The sequence below is a fragment of the Streptomyces sp. NPDC102441 genome, assembly GCF_044765585.1.
Classification (GTDB): Bacteria; Actinomycetota; Actinomycetes; order Streptomycetales; family Streptomycetaceae; genus Streptomyces.
The window spans coordinates 100,810-118,386 of the sequence record NZ_JBIWKH010000009.1; the positions used below are offsets into that span (position 1 = coordinate 100,810).

At 70.9% G+C, this 17,577-nt stretch carries 18 protein-coding genes; 3 read left to right on the top strand and 15 right to left on the bottom strand.

Going from position 1 to position 17,577, the window contains the following annotated elements:
• Positions 1-6 precede the first annotated feature (6 nt).
• From ACIREO_RS20910 to ACIREO_RS20970, 13 genes are all read right to left on the bottom strand, one after another.
• Positions 7-885, bottom strand: a complete 879-nt coding sequence (locus ACIREO_RS20910; protein ID WP_404112257.1) for an ABC transporter permease — start codon at positions 883-885, stop codon at positions 7-9.
• Entirely contained in the window at positions 872-1,663 is a 792-nt protein-coding gene (locus ACIREO_RS20915; protein ID WP_393765303.1) for an ABC transporter ATP-binding protein, read from the bottom strand. Before ACIREO_RS20915 ends, ACIREO_RS20910 begins: the two co-directional genes overlap by 14 nt.
• A 50-nt stretch (positions 1,664-1,713) precedes the next feature.
• Positions 1,714-2,829: an aliphatic sulfonate ABC transporter substrate-binding protein gene (locus ACIREO_RS20920; protein WP_404112260.1), complete on the bottom strand. Its 1,116-nt coding sequence runs from the start codon at positions 2,827-2,829 to the stop codon at positions 1,714-1,716.
• 234 nt (positions 2,830-3,063) lie between these two features.
• Positions 3,064-4,404, bottom strand: a complete 1,341-nt coding sequence (locus tag ACIREO_RS20925; protein WP_404112263.1) for a sulfate adenylyltransferase subunit 1 — start codon at positions 4,402-4,404, stop codon at positions 3,064-3,066.
• 2 nt (positions 4,405-4,406) lie between these two features.
• The gene (gene cysD / locus ACIREO_RS20930; protein ID WP_404112266.1) at positions 4,407-5,342 is read right to left on the bottom strand and encodes a sulfate adenylyltransferase subunit CysD; all 936 of its coding nucleotides are present in this window, start codon (positions 5,340-5,342) and stop codon (positions 4,407-4,409) included.
• On the bottom strand, positions 5,339-5,908 hold the full coding sequence (cysC, locus tag ACIREO_RS20935) for an adenylyl-sulfate kinase (RefSeq protein WP_099174957.1): 570 nt from the start codon (positions 5,906-5,908) through the stop codon (positions 5,339-5,341). The genes cysD and cysC overlap by 4 nt, the downstream gene beginning before the upstream one ends.
• The gene (locus tag ACIREO_RS20940; protein WP_404112269.1) at positions 5,908-6,624 is read right to left on the bottom strand and encodes a phosphoadenylyl-sulfate reductase; all 717 of its coding nucleotides are present in this window, start codon (positions 6,622-6,624) and stop codon (positions 5,908-5,910) included. The genes cysC and ACIREO_RS20940 overlap by 1 nt, the downstream gene beginning before the upstream one ends.
• Positions 6,621-6,800, bottom strand: coding sequence for a hypothetical protein (locus ACIREO_RS20945; RefSeq protein ID WP_404112272.1), 180 nt, complete (start codon positions 6,798-6,800; stop codon positions 6,621-6,623). Before ACIREO_RS20945 ends, ACIREO_RS20940 begins: the two co-directional genes overlap by 4 nt.
• Positions 6,797-8,494 carry a nitrite/sulfite reductase gene (locus ACIREO_RS20950; RefSeq protein ID WP_404112275.1) on the bottom strand — a complete coding sequence of 566 codons (1,698 nt, stop codon included), beginning with the start codon at positions 8,492-8,494 and terminating at the stop codon, positions 6,797-6,799. The genes ACIREO_RS20945 and ACIREO_RS20950 overlap by 4 nt, the downstream gene beginning before the upstream one ends.
• Before the next feature lie 113 nt (positions 8,495-8,607).
• On the bottom strand, positions 8,608-8,691 hold the full coding sequence (locus ACIREO_RS20955) for a putative leader peptide (protein ID WP_349817346.1): 84 nt from the start codon (positions 8,689-8,691) through the stop codon (positions 8,608-8,610).
• Positions 8,692-8,846: 155 nt separating this feature from the next.
• A complete protein-coding gene (locus ACIREO_RS20960) occupies positions 8,847-9,443 on the bottom strand; it encodes a GNAT family N-acetyltransferase (RefSeq protein ID WP_404112278.1) in 597 nt (198 codons plus the stop codon).
• A 60-nt stretch (positions 9,444-9,503) separates the two neighbouring features.
• Entirely contained in the window at positions 9,504-10,796 is a 1,293-nt protein-coding gene (locus ACIREO_RS20965; RefSeq protein ID WP_404112281.1) for a GAF domain-containing protein, read from the bottom strand.
• 267 nt (positions 10,797-11,063) lie between these two features.
• A complete protein-coding gene (locus tag ACIREO_RS20970; protein ID WP_404112284.1) occupies positions 11,064-12,701 on the bottom strand; it encodes an acyl-CoA dehydrogenase family protein in 1,638 nt (545 codons plus the stop codon).
• Between the two features lie 17 nt (positions 12,702-12,718).
• On the opposite strand from ACIREO_RS20970, the gene ACIREO_RS20975 reads away from it, so the two are divergent.
• Positions 12,719-13,852 carry a YihY/virulence factor BrkB family protein gene (locus ACIREO_RS20975; RefSeq protein ID WP_404112287.1) on the top strand — a complete coding sequence of 378 codons (1,134 nt, stop codon included), beginning with the start codon at positions 12,719-12,721 and terminating at the stop codon, positions 13,850-13,852.
• 24 nt (positions 13,853-13,876) lie between these two features.
• A complete protein-coding gene (locus tag ACIREO_RS20980) occupies positions 13,877-14,638 on the top strand; it encodes a DUF6597 domain-containing transcriptional factor (protein ID WP_404112290.1) in 762 nt (253 codons plus the stop codon).
• Here the strand turns inward: ACIREO_RS20980 and ACIREO_RS20985 are convergent.
• Positions 14,575-14,970, bottom strand: a complete 396-nt coding sequence (locus ACIREO_RS20985; RefSeq protein ID WP_404112293.1) for a VOC family protein — start codon at positions 14,968-14,970, stop codon at positions 14,575-14,577. The two genes, ACIREO_RS20980 and ACIREO_RS20985, sit on opposite strands and share 64 nt — an antisense overlap.
• Positions 14,971-15,070: 100 nt before the next feature.
• Here ACIREO_RS20985 and ACIREO_RS20990 point away from each other — a divergent pair, with 100 nt between their 5' ends.
• Positions 15,071-15,964: a septum formation family protein gene (locus tag ACIREO_RS20990; protein ID WP_404112296.1), complete on the top strand. Its 894-nt coding sequence runs from the start codon at positions 15,071-15,073 to the stop codon at positions 15,962-15,964.
• Between the two features lie 62 nt (positions 15,965-16,026).
• Here ACIREO_RS20990 and ACIREO_RS20995 read toward each other — a convergent pair whose 3' ends face one another.
• Positions 16,027-17,547, bottom strand: coding sequence for a 3-hydroxyacyl-CoA dehydrogenase (locus ACIREO_RS20995; protein WP_404112299.1), 1,521 nt, complete (start codon positions 17,545-17,547; stop codon positions 16,027-16,029).
• Positions 17,548-17,577: the final 30 nt, after the last annotated feature.

The following is a 17,577-nucleotide window of genomic DNA, read 5'->3' on the forward strand; positions in this document are numbered from 1 at the left end:
GGGAACTCAGCTCTTGACGAGGAGACCGCGGCTGCGCAGCACCCGCCGCTCCAGCGGGCTGAAGATCAGCAGGTCGATCGCGATGCCGACGAACAGGATGAGGAGGATCGCCAGGAAGATCCCCGGCATGTCGAAGTTGTTCCGGCCGTTCTCCAGCAACTGGCCGAGCCCCAGGCCCAGGTCGGGCGAGGACGCGATGATCTCGGCGGCCATCAGCGAGCGCCAGGAGAACGCCCAGCCCTGCTTGAGGCCCGCCAGATAACCGGGCAGCGCCGCCGGCAGGACGATGTGGATCGTCCCGCGCAGCCCCGTCGCGCCGATCGTGCGGCCCGCGCGCAGGAACAGCGGCGGCACCTGGTCCACGCCGGAGACCAGACCGTTGGCGACGGACGGCACCGCGCCGAGCAGGATCACCGCGTACATCGTCTTGTCGTCCAGACCGAGCCAGATGATGGCCGGCGCGACCCACGCCACGGACGGCAGGGACTGCAGCCCGGACAGGATCGGGCCGATCGCGGCCCGGACCACCTTGACCCGCGCGACCAGCAGACCCAGCGGGGTGCCGATCACGACGGCCATCACGAAGCCGAGCAGACCGCGCGACACGCTGGTCCAGACGACCTCCAGCAGGGTGCCCTGCATCCACATGTCGGTGAGGCTGTCCCAGACCGCTCCGGGCGGAGGGAGCTTGTAGTCGTCGGTGACCTTCGCCCAGACCAGCAACTGCCAGACCAGGACCACCAGGACGACCGCGACGACCGGCGGCAGGACCTTGCTGAGCAGGATCTCGCGGGCCGGCGTCCTGCGCACCTGTACGGCGTCGAGGGCGTCCAGGCCTGCTTCGAGACCCGCCAGGTCGTCGGCCTTCGTTTCAGTGCTGGCCATGTCGGCGGATCTCCCCACGCAGTTGTTCGGTGATCTCGACGGACAGCTCCGCCACGGCGGTGTCCTCGATGCGGCGAGGCTGCTCGATGTCGACCGTCCACTCCCGGGCGATCCGGCCGGGGCGCGAGGACAGCAGGATGACGCGCTGGGCGAGCCGTACCGCCTCGCGCACGTTGTGGGTGACGAAGAGGACGGAGGCGTTCGTCTCCCGCCAGATCCGAGTCAGTTCGTCGTGCAGGACATCACGGGTGATGGCGTCGAGCGCGGCGAACGGCTCGTCCATCAGCAGCAGCTGGCTGTCCTGGGCGAGCGCCCTGGCCATCGCCACCCGCTGTCGCATCCCGCCCGAGAGCTCGTGCACCCGCTTCCCGTACGCCCCGCCGAGGCGCACGAGTTCGAGCAGCCGCTCCGCCTCCGGGCGGCGGTCCGACTTCGGTACCCCGCGCAGCCGCAGGGCCAGTTCGATGTTCTTGCCCGCGGTCAGCCACGGGAAGAGGGCGTGCTCCTGGAACATCAGGGCCGGCCGCCCGCCAGGGGTCTCGATGGACCCCGCGGTCGGGCGGTCGAGTCCGGCCACCAGGTTGAGCAGCGTCGATTTACCGCACCCGGATGCTCCCAGGAGGGTGACGAACTCGCCCGGGGCGACATCGAGCGTGATGTCGTCCAGGACGAGCTGCTGCCCCGTGGGTCCGGCGAAGGACTTGGAGACGTTGGTGATCCGAGCGGCGTGCTCGACCGCTGCACGGTCCTCGGCCTTGGTGAGGGTGGTGGTCGCCATGGTCGTCACCTCCTGGGAGTCGTCAGGGGATCCTGGTGCGGTCGGGTGGGCTACTTGACGCCGAGACCGGCGTCGGCGGCCTCGGGCTGTCCCGCGGCCTTGAGGATCTTGTTCAGCGGCTTCAGGTCGTAGATGCCCTTGAGGTCGGGCTTCTCCAGCAGACCGGCCTTGACCGCGTGGTCCGCCTGCGCTTCGAGCGTGGCGGCCAGCGGGTCGTCGGTGATCTGGATGGACTCCCACGCCGGGTCGAGGACCTCGGCGGGCAGCGCCTTGCCGCTCAGCTTCTCCAGCGCCGAGTTGGCGGAGGCCTTGGCCTTGTCCGGGTTGGCGTTGATCCACTTGTTGGTGCTCACCGTGCCGCGCAGCACCGCGTCCACGACGTCCGGGTGCTCGGAGAGGAACTTCTGCGACACGATGATGTTCGTGATGACGAACTTGTCGTCCGGCCACAGCGTCGACTCGTCGAGCAGGACCTTGCCGCCCTCGGCGACCAGCTTCGAAGCGGTCGGCTCCGGGACCCAGGCGCCGTCCAGGGAACCGGCCTTGAAGGCGTCCGGAGTCACCTTGTTGTCCGATCGGACCACGGAGACGTCGCCCTTGCCGCTCTGGGCGTCGACCTTCCAGCCCTTCTCGGAGATCCAGTTGAGGAATGCCACGTCCTGCGTGTTGCCGAGCTGCGGGGTGGCGATCCTCTTGCCCTTGAGGTCGTCCAGGGTCTTGATCTTCTTCGGGTCCACGACGAGCTTCACGCCACCGGAGGCAGAGCCTCCGACGATCCGCAGGCTCTGGCCCTGGGACTTGGCGTAGCCGTTGATCGAGGGGGAGGGGCCGATGAAGCCGATGTCGATCGAACCCGCGTTGAGCGCCTCTATCTCGGAGGGCCCGGCGTTGAACGTCGAGGGCTTGACCGCGGTGCCGCCCAGCTCCTTGGCGATGAGGCCTTCCTGGATACCGACCAGGGCGGTGGCGTGCGTGAGGTTCGGGAAGTAGCCGATCTTCACGGTGTCGGCCGAGAGCTTCTTCCCGCCGGCGGAGACGTTCGACTTCGCGGTGTCGTCGTCCTTGGCCTCGGAACCGTAGCCGCAGGCGGTGGCCGCCACGGCGAGCAGCGGCAGAGCGGCGGCAGCGACGAGGCCGCGGCGGAGCGTGGTACGGGTGGCAGACACGGGAGGCTTTCCTCTCGTTGGCCCGGTGCTCACGTCCCCCTGGGGTCAGGTGGCGCGGCCGGGCGATCGGCAGGTCTTCGTCTGGACTGGCGGTGCGGTCGGTGCGAGCGGGCGCGCAGGCAGTGCGCGTACGTCATCACGCACATCGCCCGACCCCGCCCTGGCCGCTGCCGAGGGCGCCGCTGCCGACCCGGCCGCCCTCCTTCGCGAAGGTCGAGAAGAAATCGGTGATCATCAGAAGTCCCACTCCGCGTCCTCGGCGGAGGTGTCCGCGGCGCTCTCGTCGCCGTCGGTGGCGGCGAACGAGGCGCCCGCCATGCCGGCCGTCAGCGTCGTGCCGTCGGCGGGGTCGATCAGCAGGAACGAGCCGGTGCGCCGCGAGGCCGCGTAGGTGTCGAGCGCGAGCGGCTCGGCCGTACGGACGACGACACGGCCGATGTCGTTCGCCACCAGCTGCCCGGGGGCCGGGTGCTGGGAGAGGTCGTCCAGCGTGAGCCGCGACGGGATCTCCTTGACGATCGCCTTGACCGTGCGGGTGGTGTGCTTGAGGAGCACCCGCTGGCCCACGGTGAGCGGCTGGTCCGCCACGTGGCAGACCGTCGCCTCGACGTCCTGCGTGACAGCGGGCACGTCGGAGCTCGGTGCGATCAGGTCGCCGCGCGAGATGTCGAGGTCGTCGGTGAGCCGCAGCGTCACTGACTGCGGCGCCCAGGCGATGTCGACGCTCTCACCCAGGGCGTCGATCCCGGCGATCGTCGACGTGCGGCCCGAGGGCAGCACGGAGACGGTGTCGCCGACCCGGAACACGCCGGCGGCGATCTGGCCGGCGTACCCCCGGTAGTCGGGGTGTTCGGCGGTCTGCGGGCGGATCACGTACTGCACGGGGAAGCGCGCGTGGCACTCGGTGAGGTCGTGGCTGACCGGCACCGTCTCCAGGTGCTCCAGGACCGTCGGGCCGCCGTACCAGTCCATGTGGGCGGACGGTTCCACGACGTTGTCCCCGGCCAGCGCCGAGATCGGGATCGCGGTGATCTCCGGGACACCGAGCGAGGCGGCGTACGCGGTGAACTCCTTGGCGATCGCGGCGAAGACGGGCTCCGCGTAGTCCACGAGGTCCATCTTGTTGACGGCGAGGACGACGTGGGGGACGCGGAGGAGTGCGGCGACGGCGGCGTGGCGGCGGGTCTGCTCGACGACGCCGTTGCGGGCGTCGACGAGGACGACGGCCAGCTCGGCAGTGGAGGCCCCGGTGACCATGTTGCGGGTGTACTGCACGTGGCCGGGGGTGTCGGCGAGGATGAACCGGCGGCGGGGCGTGGCGAAGTAGCGGTAGGCCACGTCGATGGTGATGCCCTGCTCGCGTTCGGCCCGGAGCCCGTCGGTGAGGAGCGCGAGGTCGGGTGTTTCCTGGCCGCGGTTGGTGGAGGCCAGTGCGACGGCTTCGAGCTGGTCGGTGAGGACCGACTTGGAGTCGTGCAGGAGGCGTCCGACGAGGGTGGACTTGCCGTCGTCGACGGACCCGGCGGTGGCGAACCGCAGCAGGGTGGTGGCAGAGAGGTCGGTGATGGTGGTCATTTTTAGAAGTACCCCTCGCGCTTGCGGTCTTCCATCGCGGCCTCGGACATCTTGTCGTCGGCGCGGGTGGCGCCCCGCTCGGTGAGGCGGGAGGCGGCGATCTCGGTGATGACGGCGTCCAGGGTGGTGGCGTCGGAGTCGACGGCGCCGGTGCAGGACATGTCGCCGACGGTGCGGTAGCGGACCTGGCGGGTCTCGACCGTCTCGTGGTCCTTGGGGCCGCCCCAGTCGCCCGCGGTCAGCCACATGCCGGAGCGGTTGAAGACCTCGCGCTCGTGGGCGAAGTAGATCTGCGGGAGCTCGATGCCCTCGCGCTCGATGTACTGCCAGACGTCGAGTTCGGTCCAGTTGGAGATCGGGAAGACGCGGACGTGTTCCCCGGGGGCGTGGCGGCCGTTGTAGAGCTGCCAGAGTTCGGGGCGCTGGCGGCGGGGGTCCCACTGGGAGAACTCGTCGCGGAGTGAGAAGACGCGTTCCTTGGCGCGGGCCTTCTCCTCGTCGCGGCGTCCGCCGCCGAAGACGGCGTCGAAGCGGTGCTGCTGGATGGCCTCGGTGAGGGGGACGGTCTGCAGGGGGTTGCGGGTGCCGTCGGGGCGCTCGCGGAGCTTGCCGGCGTCGATGTACTCCTGGACGGAGGCGACGTGCAGGCGCAGTCCGTGCTTCTCGACGGCGCGGTCGCGGTATTCGAGGACCTCGGGGAAGTTGTGCCCGGTGTCGACATGCAGGAGCGTGAAGGGGACCGGTGCGGGGGCGAACGCCTTCAGCGCGAGGTGCAGCATCAGGATCGAGTCCTTGCCGCCGGAGAAAAGGATCACCGGCCGCTCGAACTCACCCGCCACCTCACGGAAGATGTGCACCGCCTCGGACTCCAGGGAGTCCAGGTGGCTCAGCGCGTACGGGTTGACAGTGCCTTCCGGCACGGTGGCGACAGTGCTCACGCCAGGCCCCTCTCGGTGAGCAGCGCACGGAGCGCCGCTGCGGACTCCTGCACGGTCTGCTGGTGCGACTCGATCCGCAGATCCGGCGACTCGGGAGCCTCGTAGGGGTCGTCGACCCCGGTGAGACCACTGATCTCGCCCGCCGCCTGCTTGGCGTACAGCCCCTTCACATCGCGCTCGGAGCACACCTCGACCGGGGTCGCGACGTGCACCTCCAGATACGCGGTGCCCTCCTGCTGGTGACGCTTGCGCACCGCGTCACGGCTGTCGGCGTACGGTGCGATGACCGGGACCAGGGCCTTCACACCGTTGGCGGCCAGCAGTTCGGCGACGAAGCCGATCCGCTGGACGTTGGTGTGCCGGTCCTCGCGGGAGAAGCCGAGCCCGGCGGAGAGGAACTCCCGGATCTCGTCACCGTCGAGCACCTCGACCCGGTGCCCGTCCGCGCGCAGTCGGCCCGCCAGTTCGTAGGCGATGGTGGTCTTGCCGGCGCTCGGCAGACCGGTGAGCCAGACGGTGGCCCCCGTCTCCGTCACGCTCATCGATATCTCCTGATCAGTCGTCATCAGCCGTGCAGCCCGCATTCGGTCTTGCCCCGCCCGGCCCAGCGGCCGGCCCGCGCGTCCTCGCCCTCCAGCACCCGGCGGGTGCAGGGCGCGCAGCCGACGGAGGCGTAACCGTCCATCAGCAGCGGGTTGGTCAGTACGCCGTGTTCCGCGACGTACGCGTCCACGTCGTCCTGGGTCCAGCGGGCGATCGGCGAGACCTTGACCTTGCGGCGCTTCTCGTCCCAGCCCACGACGGGGGTGTTCGCCCGGGTGGGGGACTCGTCGCGGCGCAGTCCGGTCGCCCAGGCGGCGTACGCGGTCAGCCCCTCCTCCAGAGGCTTGACCTTGCGCAGCGCGCAGCAGAGGTCCGGGTCGCGGTCGTGCAGCTTCGGCCCGTACTCGGCGTCCTGCTCGGCCACCGACTGACGCGGGGTCAGCGTGATGAGGTTGACGTCCATCACGGCGTCCACCGCGTCCCGGGTGCCGATGGTCTCCTCGAAGTGGTATCCGGTGTCGAGGAAGACGACGTCGACGCCGGGGAAGACCCGGGAGGCGAGGTGCGCGACGACCGCGTCCTCCATGGAGGAGGTGACGCAGAAGCGCTTGCCGAAGGTGTCGGCCGCCCACTTCAGGATGTCGCTCGCGGAGGCGTCCTCCAGGTCGCGGCCCGCCTGGTCGGCCAGTTCCTTAAGGGCCTCGTCGGTGAGCTCGCCCGCTTGCAGCGTGTCCGTCATGTCCCGTCCCCTTCCACGTCGTTGCGCCGGAGTCCGTGAGCCAGGAGGCCCAGGAACTTCAGCTGGAACGCGCGATTGCAGGAAGCGCATTCCCAGGCGCCGTGCCCCGCCTCGTGCGGACGCAGGTCCTCGTCGCCGCAGTACGGGCAGTAGAACGGCGCGGCTCGCTCGCTCATGACAGCGACTCCGCACTGGCCCGGGCGGCCCAGGTCGCGAAGCGCTCGTCGTCCTCGCGCTCCTCCTGGAACCTCCCGAGCACCCGCTCGACGTAGTCCGGGAGTTCGGCCGAGGTGACCTTCAGCCCGCGGACCTTGCGGCCGAAGCCGGCCTCCAGGCCGAGCGCACCGCCGAGGTGCACCTGGTAGCCCTCGACCTGGTTGCCCTGGTCGTCCAGCATGAGCTGGCCCTTGAGGCCGATGTCCGCGGTCTGGATGCGGGCGCAGGCGTTGGGGCAGCCGTTGATGTTGATGGAGAGCGGCTCCTCGAAGTCCGGCATGCGGCGCTCCAGTTCGTCGATGAGCGCGGCGCCGCGCGCCTTCGTCTCGACGATCGCCAGCTTGCAGAACTCGATGCCGGTGCAGGCCATCGTGCCGCGCCGGAAGGGCGAGGCGTTCACCTGGAAGTCCAGTGCCTCGAGACCGGCGGTCAGCGACTCGATCCGGTCCTGCTCCACGTCCAGAATGAGCATCTTCTGCTCGACGGTGGTGCGCACCCGGCCCGAGCCGTGTGCCTCGGCCAGTTCCGCGATCTTGGAGAGGGTGGACCCGTCCACCCGTCCGACGCGCGGGGCGAAGCCCACGTAGAAGCGGCCGTCCTGCTGCGCGTGCACACCGATGTGGTCGCGCCAGCGGGAGCTGGGCTGCTCCGGGGGCGGTCCGTCCAGCATCGGACGCTTGAGATACTCGTCCTCGAGGATCTGACGGAACTTCTCCGGACCCCAGTCGGCCATCAGGAACTTCAGCCGGGCACGCGTGCGCAGCCGGCGGTAGCCGTAGTCGCGGAAGATCCCGACGACGCCGGCCCAGACGTCGGGCACCTCGTCCCGCGGCACCCAGGCGCCCAGACGCTCGGCGAACCGGGGGTTGGTGGAGAGCCCTCCGCCGACCCACAGGTCGAAGCCGGGACCGTGCTCGGGGTGGTCGACACCCACGAACGCGATGTCGTTGATCTCGTGCACCACGTCCTGGACCGGCGAGCCCGAGATCGCGGTCTTGAACTTGCGGGGCAGGTTGGAGAACTCCCTGCTGCCGATGTAGCGCTCATGGATCTCGTCGACCGCGGACGTGCCGTCGATGATCTCGTCGGCGGCGATCCCGGCCACCGGGGAACCGATGATCACACGGGGGCAGTCACCGCAGGCTTCGGTCGTCGAGAGTCCGACCGCCTCGAGCTTCTCCCAGATCGCCGGGACGTCCTCGATGCGGATCCAGTGCAGCTGGACGTTCTGCCGGTCGGTGATGTCGGCGGTGCCGCGCGCGTACTGCTCGGAGACCTCGCCGATGACGCGCAGCTGCGCGGTGGTCAGCCTTCCGCCGTCGATGCGCACACGCAGCATGAAGTAGCGGTCGTCCAGCTCCTCCGGCTCCAGCACCGCGGTCTTGCCGCCGTCGATGCCGGGCCGGCGCTGGGTGTACAGGCCCCACCAGCGCATACGCCCGCGGAGGTCGTTCGGGTCGATGGAGTCGAATCCGCGCTTGGAGTAGATCGTCTCAATGCGTGTCCGCACGTTGAGACTGTCGTCGTCCTTCTTGAACTGCTCGTTCCCGTTCAGCGGGGTGAAGTGACCCATAGCCCACTGACCTTCACCACGGTGACGTCCGGCCTTGCGGCGGGGCGTGGCGGTAGCAGGCTTCTCGGGGATGGCGGCCATGGCTATACGTCCTTCGGGACTGCAGGAGGGCGGCTCTGAACTGCACACTCGCGTGAGGCGCGGCGGTGCGCAGGGGTGGAGCTGACTTCAGGAATGCGCGGTGCTGGAGACTCTCAGCGGACCGGACAGATGGCGCTGGACATGCGGCCGAGGTCGACGTGCCGCCGACTCACCAAGGCAATTCCAGTTCCAGACATGACGGAAGCGTGTCACGCGAATCTCGGGCCAGTCCACCACGATCCAGTATCTGGACGAGATGGTCCCGAAATGTGAGACGCTGTGGTGTCGATCACGCCCGTCCTGCCGACAAAGCGACATGACCTGCCGACAAAGCGACATGAACGGCGTGCGGTCAGGCGTACGCCCCGGGCCAGGGGCCGGGGGCGACGGCCTCGGGCTCCTGCTCCTCGGTCTTCGTGTCGAACAGCCGGAAACCCCGCCGCAGGTAGTTGTCCATCGCGTGCGGACCGTCGTCGGAGCAGGTGTGCAGCCACACCCTCCGGGTGGGAGTCCGCTCCGGGTGGCGCTCAGCGAGGTCCCATGCGCGCGCCACGCCGTACGACAGCAGGTGGCCGCCGATCCGGCGGCCCCGGAAGGAAGGGATCAGGCCGAAGTAGACGATCTCGACCGCCCCGTCCTCCTGGGCGTCGAGCTCGATGAACCCCGCCGGGGTCCCGTTCTCGTACGCCACCCAGGTCTCGGCCGCCGGCCGCTCGATGATCTCCTGCCACTGCGCGTAGGTGAGGTCCAGCCGGTCGGTCCACCGGACGTCCCCGCCCACCGCCGTGTAGAGGAACCGGCTGAATTCCGGCAGCGGTATCTCCGAGCGTGCCACCGTCACTCCGTCCGCCGGGGCGGCGGCCGGGCTCAGATCGCCGGGCGCCGTCTGTTGCAGGTACCAGACGGTCACGTCGGAGACAGCGGGGGCGGAGGGCGTGGAGTGGCTCATGGCGGTCAGAAAACCACGACTGCGGGCCGCTGCCCAAACCCGTCCCGGCCTCGGAGACTCTCAGGCCGTGCCCGCCGGCATCCGCGTCCTGATCACCACCGGGGCCGTCGAACGGGGCAGCAGGTCGGCCGGCACCTCCGGGTGGACCACCTCCACCTCGACGCCCTCCCGGAAGCGGTACGGCCGATGCGTCAGCACCTCCGCGAGGTGGCGGCGCATCCGCGATATCTCGGCCCGCACCGTCACCGTCCTGGAAGCGTCACCGAAGACGTCCTCGGCCAGCTCCGCCGCGGTGCGCCCCTCCTGATGCAGGGCCAGGGCGTACAGCAGCTCCGCGTGGCGGGGCGAGAGCGGGTGCGTCCAGCTGCCCACCGGGCCCGACACATGGACCGTGAGCCCCCGCTCCCGGCTCAGGTCGAGCACCACCCGGCGCGGCGCGTGGTCGTGCGTGCCCTCCGTGACCTGGACCAGCCAGCCGCCGGGCAGGGGCTCCACCCGGCACATCCCGAGCGAGGCCAGCCACACCGTGCCCGGCTCCAGCGACTTCGGCAGCGGCAGCCGGTCCACGGGCGGCATCCCGCTGACGGCGGCCAGCCAGCCATGGGTGTCCACCACCAGCGCGCGGCCGCCCAGCCGGCACAGGAGCGGGGCGGCCACCGAGCGCAGCCGTTCGATCGCCACCAGATGCCGGCCGCGCAGCTCGCTCTCGGCCAGCGCCGCCACCGAACCGACCAGCGCCAGCGTCGCCGGATGGAAGGTGGAGGCCGGCCCGCTGATGTCGACGATGCCCATCAGACGGCCGTCCCGGGGGTCGCGCACCGGGGCCGCCGCACAGGTCCAGTTGTGCAGGGCGCGGATGAAGTGCTCGGCGGAATGGACCTGAATGGGGGTGCGCACGGCGAGCGCCGTGCCGATGGCGTTCGTCCCCGTGGCCGCCTCCGCCCAGGCGGCACCCTCCTCCAGGCAGATGTCCTTGGCCAGACGCATCACGGCCGCGTGACCCTGACGCCACAGGACCCGGCCCTCGGTGTCGGTGACGACCATGATCTGCTGCGACGCGTCCGCGATGGTGGCCAGCCCCTTCCGCAGTAAGGGCATGACCTCGCCGAGCGCCGCGCTTCTGCGCCGGTGCTCGATCTCGTCCGTCTCCAGCAGCCTGCTCTCCGGTGACTGCTCGGGATCGATCCCGCTGCGCAGCACACGGTCCCAGGAGGCGTCGATCTCCGCGCGCGGAGCCGCCGCCGTACGCTCGCCCGCCAGCCGGGCCTCGCGCGCACGGTGCACCAGGCGCTCGGTCACCGCTGGGTACGAGGCGTTTTCCGGCCGCGGTCGCGCGGCAGAATGTGTCTCCATGACGAGTCCCCCCAACCGAACTCGGGCCCGGTCCGGAAGAGAGGAACCCGGCCCTGAGTACCCATCCTGCCGTGCGGGGGGCCCATTGGCTCCGACTCCACGCAATGGTTGCAACCCCTTGCAACTCTGTCGGCAGGTCGCAGACCGTACGAAGGTGGGGGGAACACCGTGCGGGGAGTCCCCGACCCGCCGTGCGGTGGTGCACAAGCGTGGAGGGTGGTGCCGTGTCGGCGCAGCACCACCCTCCGTCGTTTGTCCCGGGCCGTTCTAGCCTGCCTGAGCCCGCGCCCGCTCCACGACCGTGGCCAGATCCAGACTGTGCGGCAGCGTCCCGAAGGCCGAGCCCCAGTCCCCGCCCAGCCGTGAGGCGCAGAACGCGTCCGCGGTCTCCGGCGGCGCCCAGCGCAGCAGCAGCGACCCCTGCAGCACCAGGGCCATCCGCTCCACCAGCCGCCTGGCACCCGCCTCGGCGGCGTCCAGGTCGGCAAGCTCCGTCAGCAGGTCCTTGATCGCCGCGTCGAGCCGGTGGTCCGCGCCACGGGCCTTCCCGACCTCCTGGAGGAAGGCGTTGAGCGCCTGCGGCTCACGCTGCAGCGCCCTCAGCACATCGAGGGCCTGTACGTTGCCCGAGCCCTCCCAGATCGAGTTCAGCGGGGCCTCGCGCAACAGCCGGGGCATCCCGGACTCCTCGACGTAACCGTTGCCGCCGAGGCACTCCAGGGCCTCCCCGACCACCGCACCGCACCGCTTCGTCACCCAGTACTTGGCCGTCGGCACCGCGATCCGCAGGAAGGCACGCTCCTCCTCCGTGTCCGCGTCGTACGCGGCGGCCAGCCGCAGCGCGAGCGTCGTCGCCGCCTCCGACTCCAGAGCCAGGTCGGCCAGTACGTTGCGCATCAGCGGCTTCTCGATCAGCAGCCCGCCGAACACGCTGCGGTAGGCGCTGTGGTGGATCGCCTGCGCCACGGCCTGCCGCATCAGCGCCGCCGAACCGACCACACAGTCCAGCCGGGTCGTCGCCACCATCTCGATGATGGTGCGCACCCCCCGCCCCTCCTCGCCGACCAGGCGGGCCCACGTCCCGTCGAACTCGACCTCGGCGGACGCGTTGGACCTGTTGCCCAGCTTGTCCTTGAGACGCTGGATCGCGAACACGTTGCGGGCGCCGTCCGGCAGGACCCGCGGCACGAGGAAGCAGCTCAGCCCGCCGGGCGCCTGCGCCAGCACCAGGAAGCCGTCGGACATCGGCGCCGAACAGAACCACTTGTGGCCGGTGAGCAGATACTCCCCGTCCCCGGCCAGCGGTACGGCCCGGGTCGTGTTGGACCGTACGTCGGTGCCGCCCTGCTTCTCCGTCATGCCCATCCCGAAGAGCACACCGGTCTTCTGCGACGCGGGCCGCAGACCCTCCTCGTACACGTGCGACGTCAGCAGCGGCTCCCACTCCGCCGCCAGCGCGGGATCGGTCCGCAGCGCCGGGACCGCCGCGTGCGTCATCGACAGCGGGCATCCGTGCCCCGCCTCGGCCTGCGTCCAGACCAGGAACCCGGCCGCGCGCCGGACATGGCCGCCCTGCCTGCCCCAGGCGTCGGTCAGCCCGGCCGTGACCGCGTGCCCCAGCAGCCGGTGCCAGGCCGGGTGGAAGTCGACCTCGTCGACGCGGTGTCCGTAGCGGTCGTGCGTGCGCAGCCTCGGCGGGTTCTCGTTGGCCTGCGCACCCCACTCCTGCGCCTGTGGGGAGCCGGCGGACCGGCCCAGCGTGCTGAGTTCCTCCCGGGCCTCGTCCAGGACTCCGGGCGCGAGATGCCGCTCGACGGCCTCTGTCAGTACCCGGTCACCGGAGAAGACGTCATAGCCGGTCAGCGGCGGTACCTGGTTGGTCACTGTGTGGGTGCTGGGTGCCATGCCGATACGGTAAGGAGGTGCAGGCAGCAAATGAAACACCCGAGCGGCCATCGGGTCGGCTCCACCGGGCTCGAGTCCTCTACCGCAACGTCTCGAAGCGGCAGATGGCATGGAAGTTGCTCAAGGACACGGTCAACTCGTGTGTCGAGTACCGCATCCTCGGCCTCGCGGCCGAGGCGGCGTTCTTCACTCTGCTGTCCCTGCCGCCGCTGCTGCTCGGCATGATCGGGCTGCTCGGTTACGTCGACGACTGGACGTCCACCACCACGGTCGCCTCCATCGAGCGCAACATCCTGGGCGCGGTGCAGACGGTGCTCTCCGAGCGGGGCGTCAAGGAGATCGCCAAGCCCCTCATAGCCGACGTGACCACGGGCGCGCGCCCCGACGTCATCTCCATCGGCTTCGCGATCGCGCTCTGGTCAGGATCACGCGCGGTGAACGTCTTCATCGACACCATCACCGTGATGTACGGGCTCGATGGCCACCGCGGCATCGTCAGGACCCGGCTGCTCGCCTTTCTGCTGTACGTGGTCGCGCTGCTGCTGGGCGCGGTGGTGCTGCCGCTGCTGGTGGTCGGTCCCGACCGGGTGGTGGAGTTCGTCCCGTGGGGCACCGAGGTGCTCGCGGTCATGTACTGGCCGCTGGTGATACTGCTGTCCATCGCGTTCCTGACGACGCTCTACCACGTGTCCGTCCCCGTCCGCTCACCGTGGATGGAGGACGTGCCCGGGGCGCTCGTGGCGCTCGGGATGTGGGTGGTGGGCAGCTTCCTGCTGCGGATCTATCTGACGAGCACGGTCGAAGGACCCACGATCTACGGCTCGTTGGCGGCGCCCATCGCTGTCCTGCTCTGGATAGGAATCTCCGCTTTCGCCGTACTCGTGGGCGCCGCGGTGAACGCCGCGATCGACCGTGTCTGGCCCTCGCTCGCCACCGCCGAGGCCCGCGCCACCAGCGAGCGCGTCAAGGCGGCGCAGGCCGCGGAACTCCTGGCCCGTGCCCAGGCCGCGAACTGGGACGCCTACGCCGACGAGGACGAGGACGAGGACGTGTCCATGCCGTCCGAATTCCCCGAGCGCTGGTCACGCTTCCTGCCCCCGGACGACGTGAAGTCCCGACTGCACGGGAACCGCGACAAGGACGCCCCCTGAGGGCTTCCGGCTGGCCTGGTGACCATGGGCGCACGGTACGAGGAGCGGGCATCGCGCTTCGGCGGCGCGGTTCTCTGGACCTGGAGCGGGCCGCGCGAACCCTCACGGCCGGTCCTGCCCGACGGCTGCATGGACCTGCTGTGGGCCGGCGGCCGACTGCTGGTGGCGGGCCCCGACACCCACGCCTTCACCCCCGCCGCGGCGCTCTCCGGCAGCTGCGCGGGCATCCGCTTCGCCCCCGGCACGGCACCCGCGCTCCTGGGCGTACCCGCGCACGAACTGCGCGACCGGCGGGTCGCGCTCGACGCCCTCTGGCCGGGCCCCGAGGTCCGCGGGCTGACCGAGCGGATCGGCGCGGCCGGCGACCCGGCCACCGCGCTGGAGGGCGTCGCCCTGCGCCGGGCGGCCGGCACCGGGCCCCCGGACCCGCTCATGGCGGCCGTCGCCGTACAGCTGCGGCAGGGGCGTTCCGTCGCCGCCACCGCGCATGCCGTCGGGCTGGGGCCCCGTCAGCTGCACCGCCGCTCGCTGGCCGCGTTCGGCTACGGCCCCAAGACCCTGGCCAGGGTACTGAGACTGCAGCGCGCCCTGGAGCTCGTACGCGCGGGAACGCCGTACGCCGAGGCCGCGTACGCCGCGGGCTGCACCGACCAGGCACATCTCGCCCGGGAGATGCGGGACCTGGCCGGCACGACGCTCGGCGGCTATCTGGCCTCGACGGGCTACGAGGGATTGGCGGCGAACAGCGACACCGCGGAGCCGTCCGGGTCGAGGACGACCGCGTAACGCTGCCCCCAGACGGCGTCCCAGGGCTTCAGATGACCCTGGTGGCCGGCACCCGTCAGCTCGGCGTACACCGCGTCGACCTCAGCCGGGCTGTCGCAGAGGAAGGCGAGCCCGAGGCGTTCGCCGCCTCCGGACGCCTGCCAGTCGGGCTCGAAGGAGCGCACGACATCCTCGGTGTCCCACAGCAGGCGCTGCCCGCCGGGGAGCGTCACTTCGACGTGGGGCGCCGATTCGGCGCCGGCGGGGATGTCGAGCCCGAGCCTCCGGTAGAAGGCGAGCGATGCGGCCATGTCGGCGGTGGTGACGGAGATCGCGTCGAGTCGTGGAGTCATGGGACGACCGTATGCGGGGGTCGCGACCGGGTCTTGTACGAAACGGTCACGTCCGGCATTCGGCCCGGACCGGGCCTCGCCCGCCTGTAGTCTGCGCGGGATGACGGCCAATTCTCGTCGCGGCTGCGCCGCCTTGCTGCTCACGGTCTCCGTCCTCGCCGGCTGCACATCGGAGGGCACGGCGCCTGACCGTGCCGCGAAGGGCGGCGGCGGGCCCCCTGGTGCGACGACGAGCGGCGGGGCCTCTCCCGGCACGAGCAAGAAGCCTTCGGCCAGTCCTTCTCCCCGGCCGGAACGCACGGGCGTGGGCCCGTACCGGCCGGGCGACTGCCTGGAGCTCAAGGACGGCGTGACGAAGGTGAGTTGTGACCGGCCGCACGAGTACGAGGTGATGACGTCCGCGTCGTTCCCGTCGGATGTACCGGACGCCTACCCGCCGCCGGTCAAGGAGTATGCCGGTCCCCGCTGCGACGCCGCTCCCCCCGGTTACCTGAACGGCCCCGACTGGGACGCCACTCGGCTCGACGCGGTGGCGTTCTGGCCGACGGAGAAGCAGTGGGGTGACGGCGACCGGTGGTTCGCCTGCCTGCTCGCCGAACGCAGCCCGAAGAACGACCCCGTGCGCCGCGAAGGCTCGCTGTACGCCGGCCTCGCTCACGGTCTCGGCAGCCTGCAGGCCTGCATGAAGGGCGAGCCGGAGCCGGGAGGGCCGAACAACGTCATCCCCTGTGACGAACCGCACCGCACCGAAGCCGTACCCGGCGTCGTGGACCTCGGTGACCCCGACGACCCGGCGCCCAGCATCGACAAGATGCTCCAACGGACCAAGGACCACTGCCCGGCGGCGGTCAAGAAGTACCTGGGCGGCGACAAGCCGGGCGTCCTGCCGCACTGGCTGTCTCCCAGGCCCGACCAGTGGTCGAGCGAGTACCACACCGCCGTCTGCTACGCCGTCTCGAAGAAGGTGCGTACCGGCACCTTGGGGAGCCGCTGACCGACGCGCACCGGCCGAGTGCATGGCGCAACGCGGGAACCGAAGTGTGCAGGACGTGCTCTTCAGGAGCAGCCGGCGGACGAGGTGCCCGGCTCCGTCAGCGCCAGCCCCAGCTGGGCGCGCTCGGTGAGCCAGCGGGTCGGCCGGTGCCGTGGATCGCCGGTCGTGGCGTGCAGGGACCGCTGCAGCTCCAGCATCCGCGCGGCGCCGATCCGGTCGCCCCAGGCCAGCGGCCCCGCCGGGTAGCCGAGGCCGGTCGTCACGGCGAGGTCGATGTCCGCCGGGGTGGCCAGCGAGCGCTCCGCGATCGAGGCGGCGACCGAGACCACCGACGCCAGCAGCCGCTGCGCCACCGAACCCGCGGTGTCCCGCACCACCGACACGGCCCAGGGCTCCCCGCCGTCCGCCGCGCGGGCCAGTACCGCGCGGGCGTCCCGCGCGGCGGCGGGACCGGACGCCGGCGTGACGGCGAGCACCCGGCGGCGGCCCGCCGGGGGCAGCGGGTCGACGCCGAAGGTGCGCGCAGCGGGCAGCCCCAGTGAGGCGACGGAGGCCGCCACCGTGGTGCCCCAGACCGGGACGAGGACCAGGGCGCGGTCGGAGGGCTCGGTTCCGCTCTCGACCGTCGCGCCGGCGTCGGACAGCGCGGTCCGCAGCTCCTCGGCGCCCGCGACGAACACGGGACGGTCCGCGTCACCCGTCACCGGCGGTTCCGGTGCGGGGGCGGGCGCCTCGGAGCCGTACGCGAACCAGCCCTGCCCGGTCTTGCGGCCGTGCAGCCCCGCGGTGACCCGGTTCGGGGTGAGGTACGACGGGCGGAGCCGGTCCTCGTAGCGGAAGCCCTGCCAGATCGAGTCGATCACGGCGGCCGTGACGTCGAGCCCGGTGAGGTCCATGAGTTCGAAGGGCCCCATGCGCAGCCCCAGGACGTCCCGGGCGATCCGGTCGATCCCCGCCGGGTCGGCGACGGACTCCTCCAGCAGGGCCAGGGCCTCCGTCACCAGCCCCCGGCCGGCGTGATTGACCAGGAAACCGGGGGAGTCGGCGACCGTGACCGCGCGGTGGCCGCAGCTCTCGACCAGCTCCGTGAGAGCGGGCGGGATCCCGGGGCGGGTGGCGGCCCCCGGCACGACCTCGACGATCTTCATCAGCGGCACGGGGTTGAAGAAGTGCAGCCCCGCGAGCCGACCCGGGTCCCGCAGCGACGCGGCGATCCGGGTCACCGACAGGGACGAGGTGTTGGTCGCGAAGACCGCGGAGTCCGGCAGGGCCTGCTCCAGCTTCCCGAAGACCTCGGCCTTGGTGTCCAGGTCCTCCCGTACGGCCTCGATGACCAGCTCGACCTCAGGGCCGGGCGCCCACGGGTCGTCTAGCGGGACGAGCCGCTCCAGGGCCGCGTCCCGGTCCGCGGCGGACATCCGGCCCTTCTGGACGGAGCGTTCCAGCATGGAGTGTACGAAGTCCACGGCCGCTGTCACCGCCTCGGTCCGTACGTCGCAGAGCTCGACGGTGTGTCCTGCGGCAGCGGCCCACTGGGCGATGCCACGGCCCATGGCTCCGGCGCCGACGATCCTGATACGCATGGCGGTTACGCCCCTTCGGGAGGTGGGAAT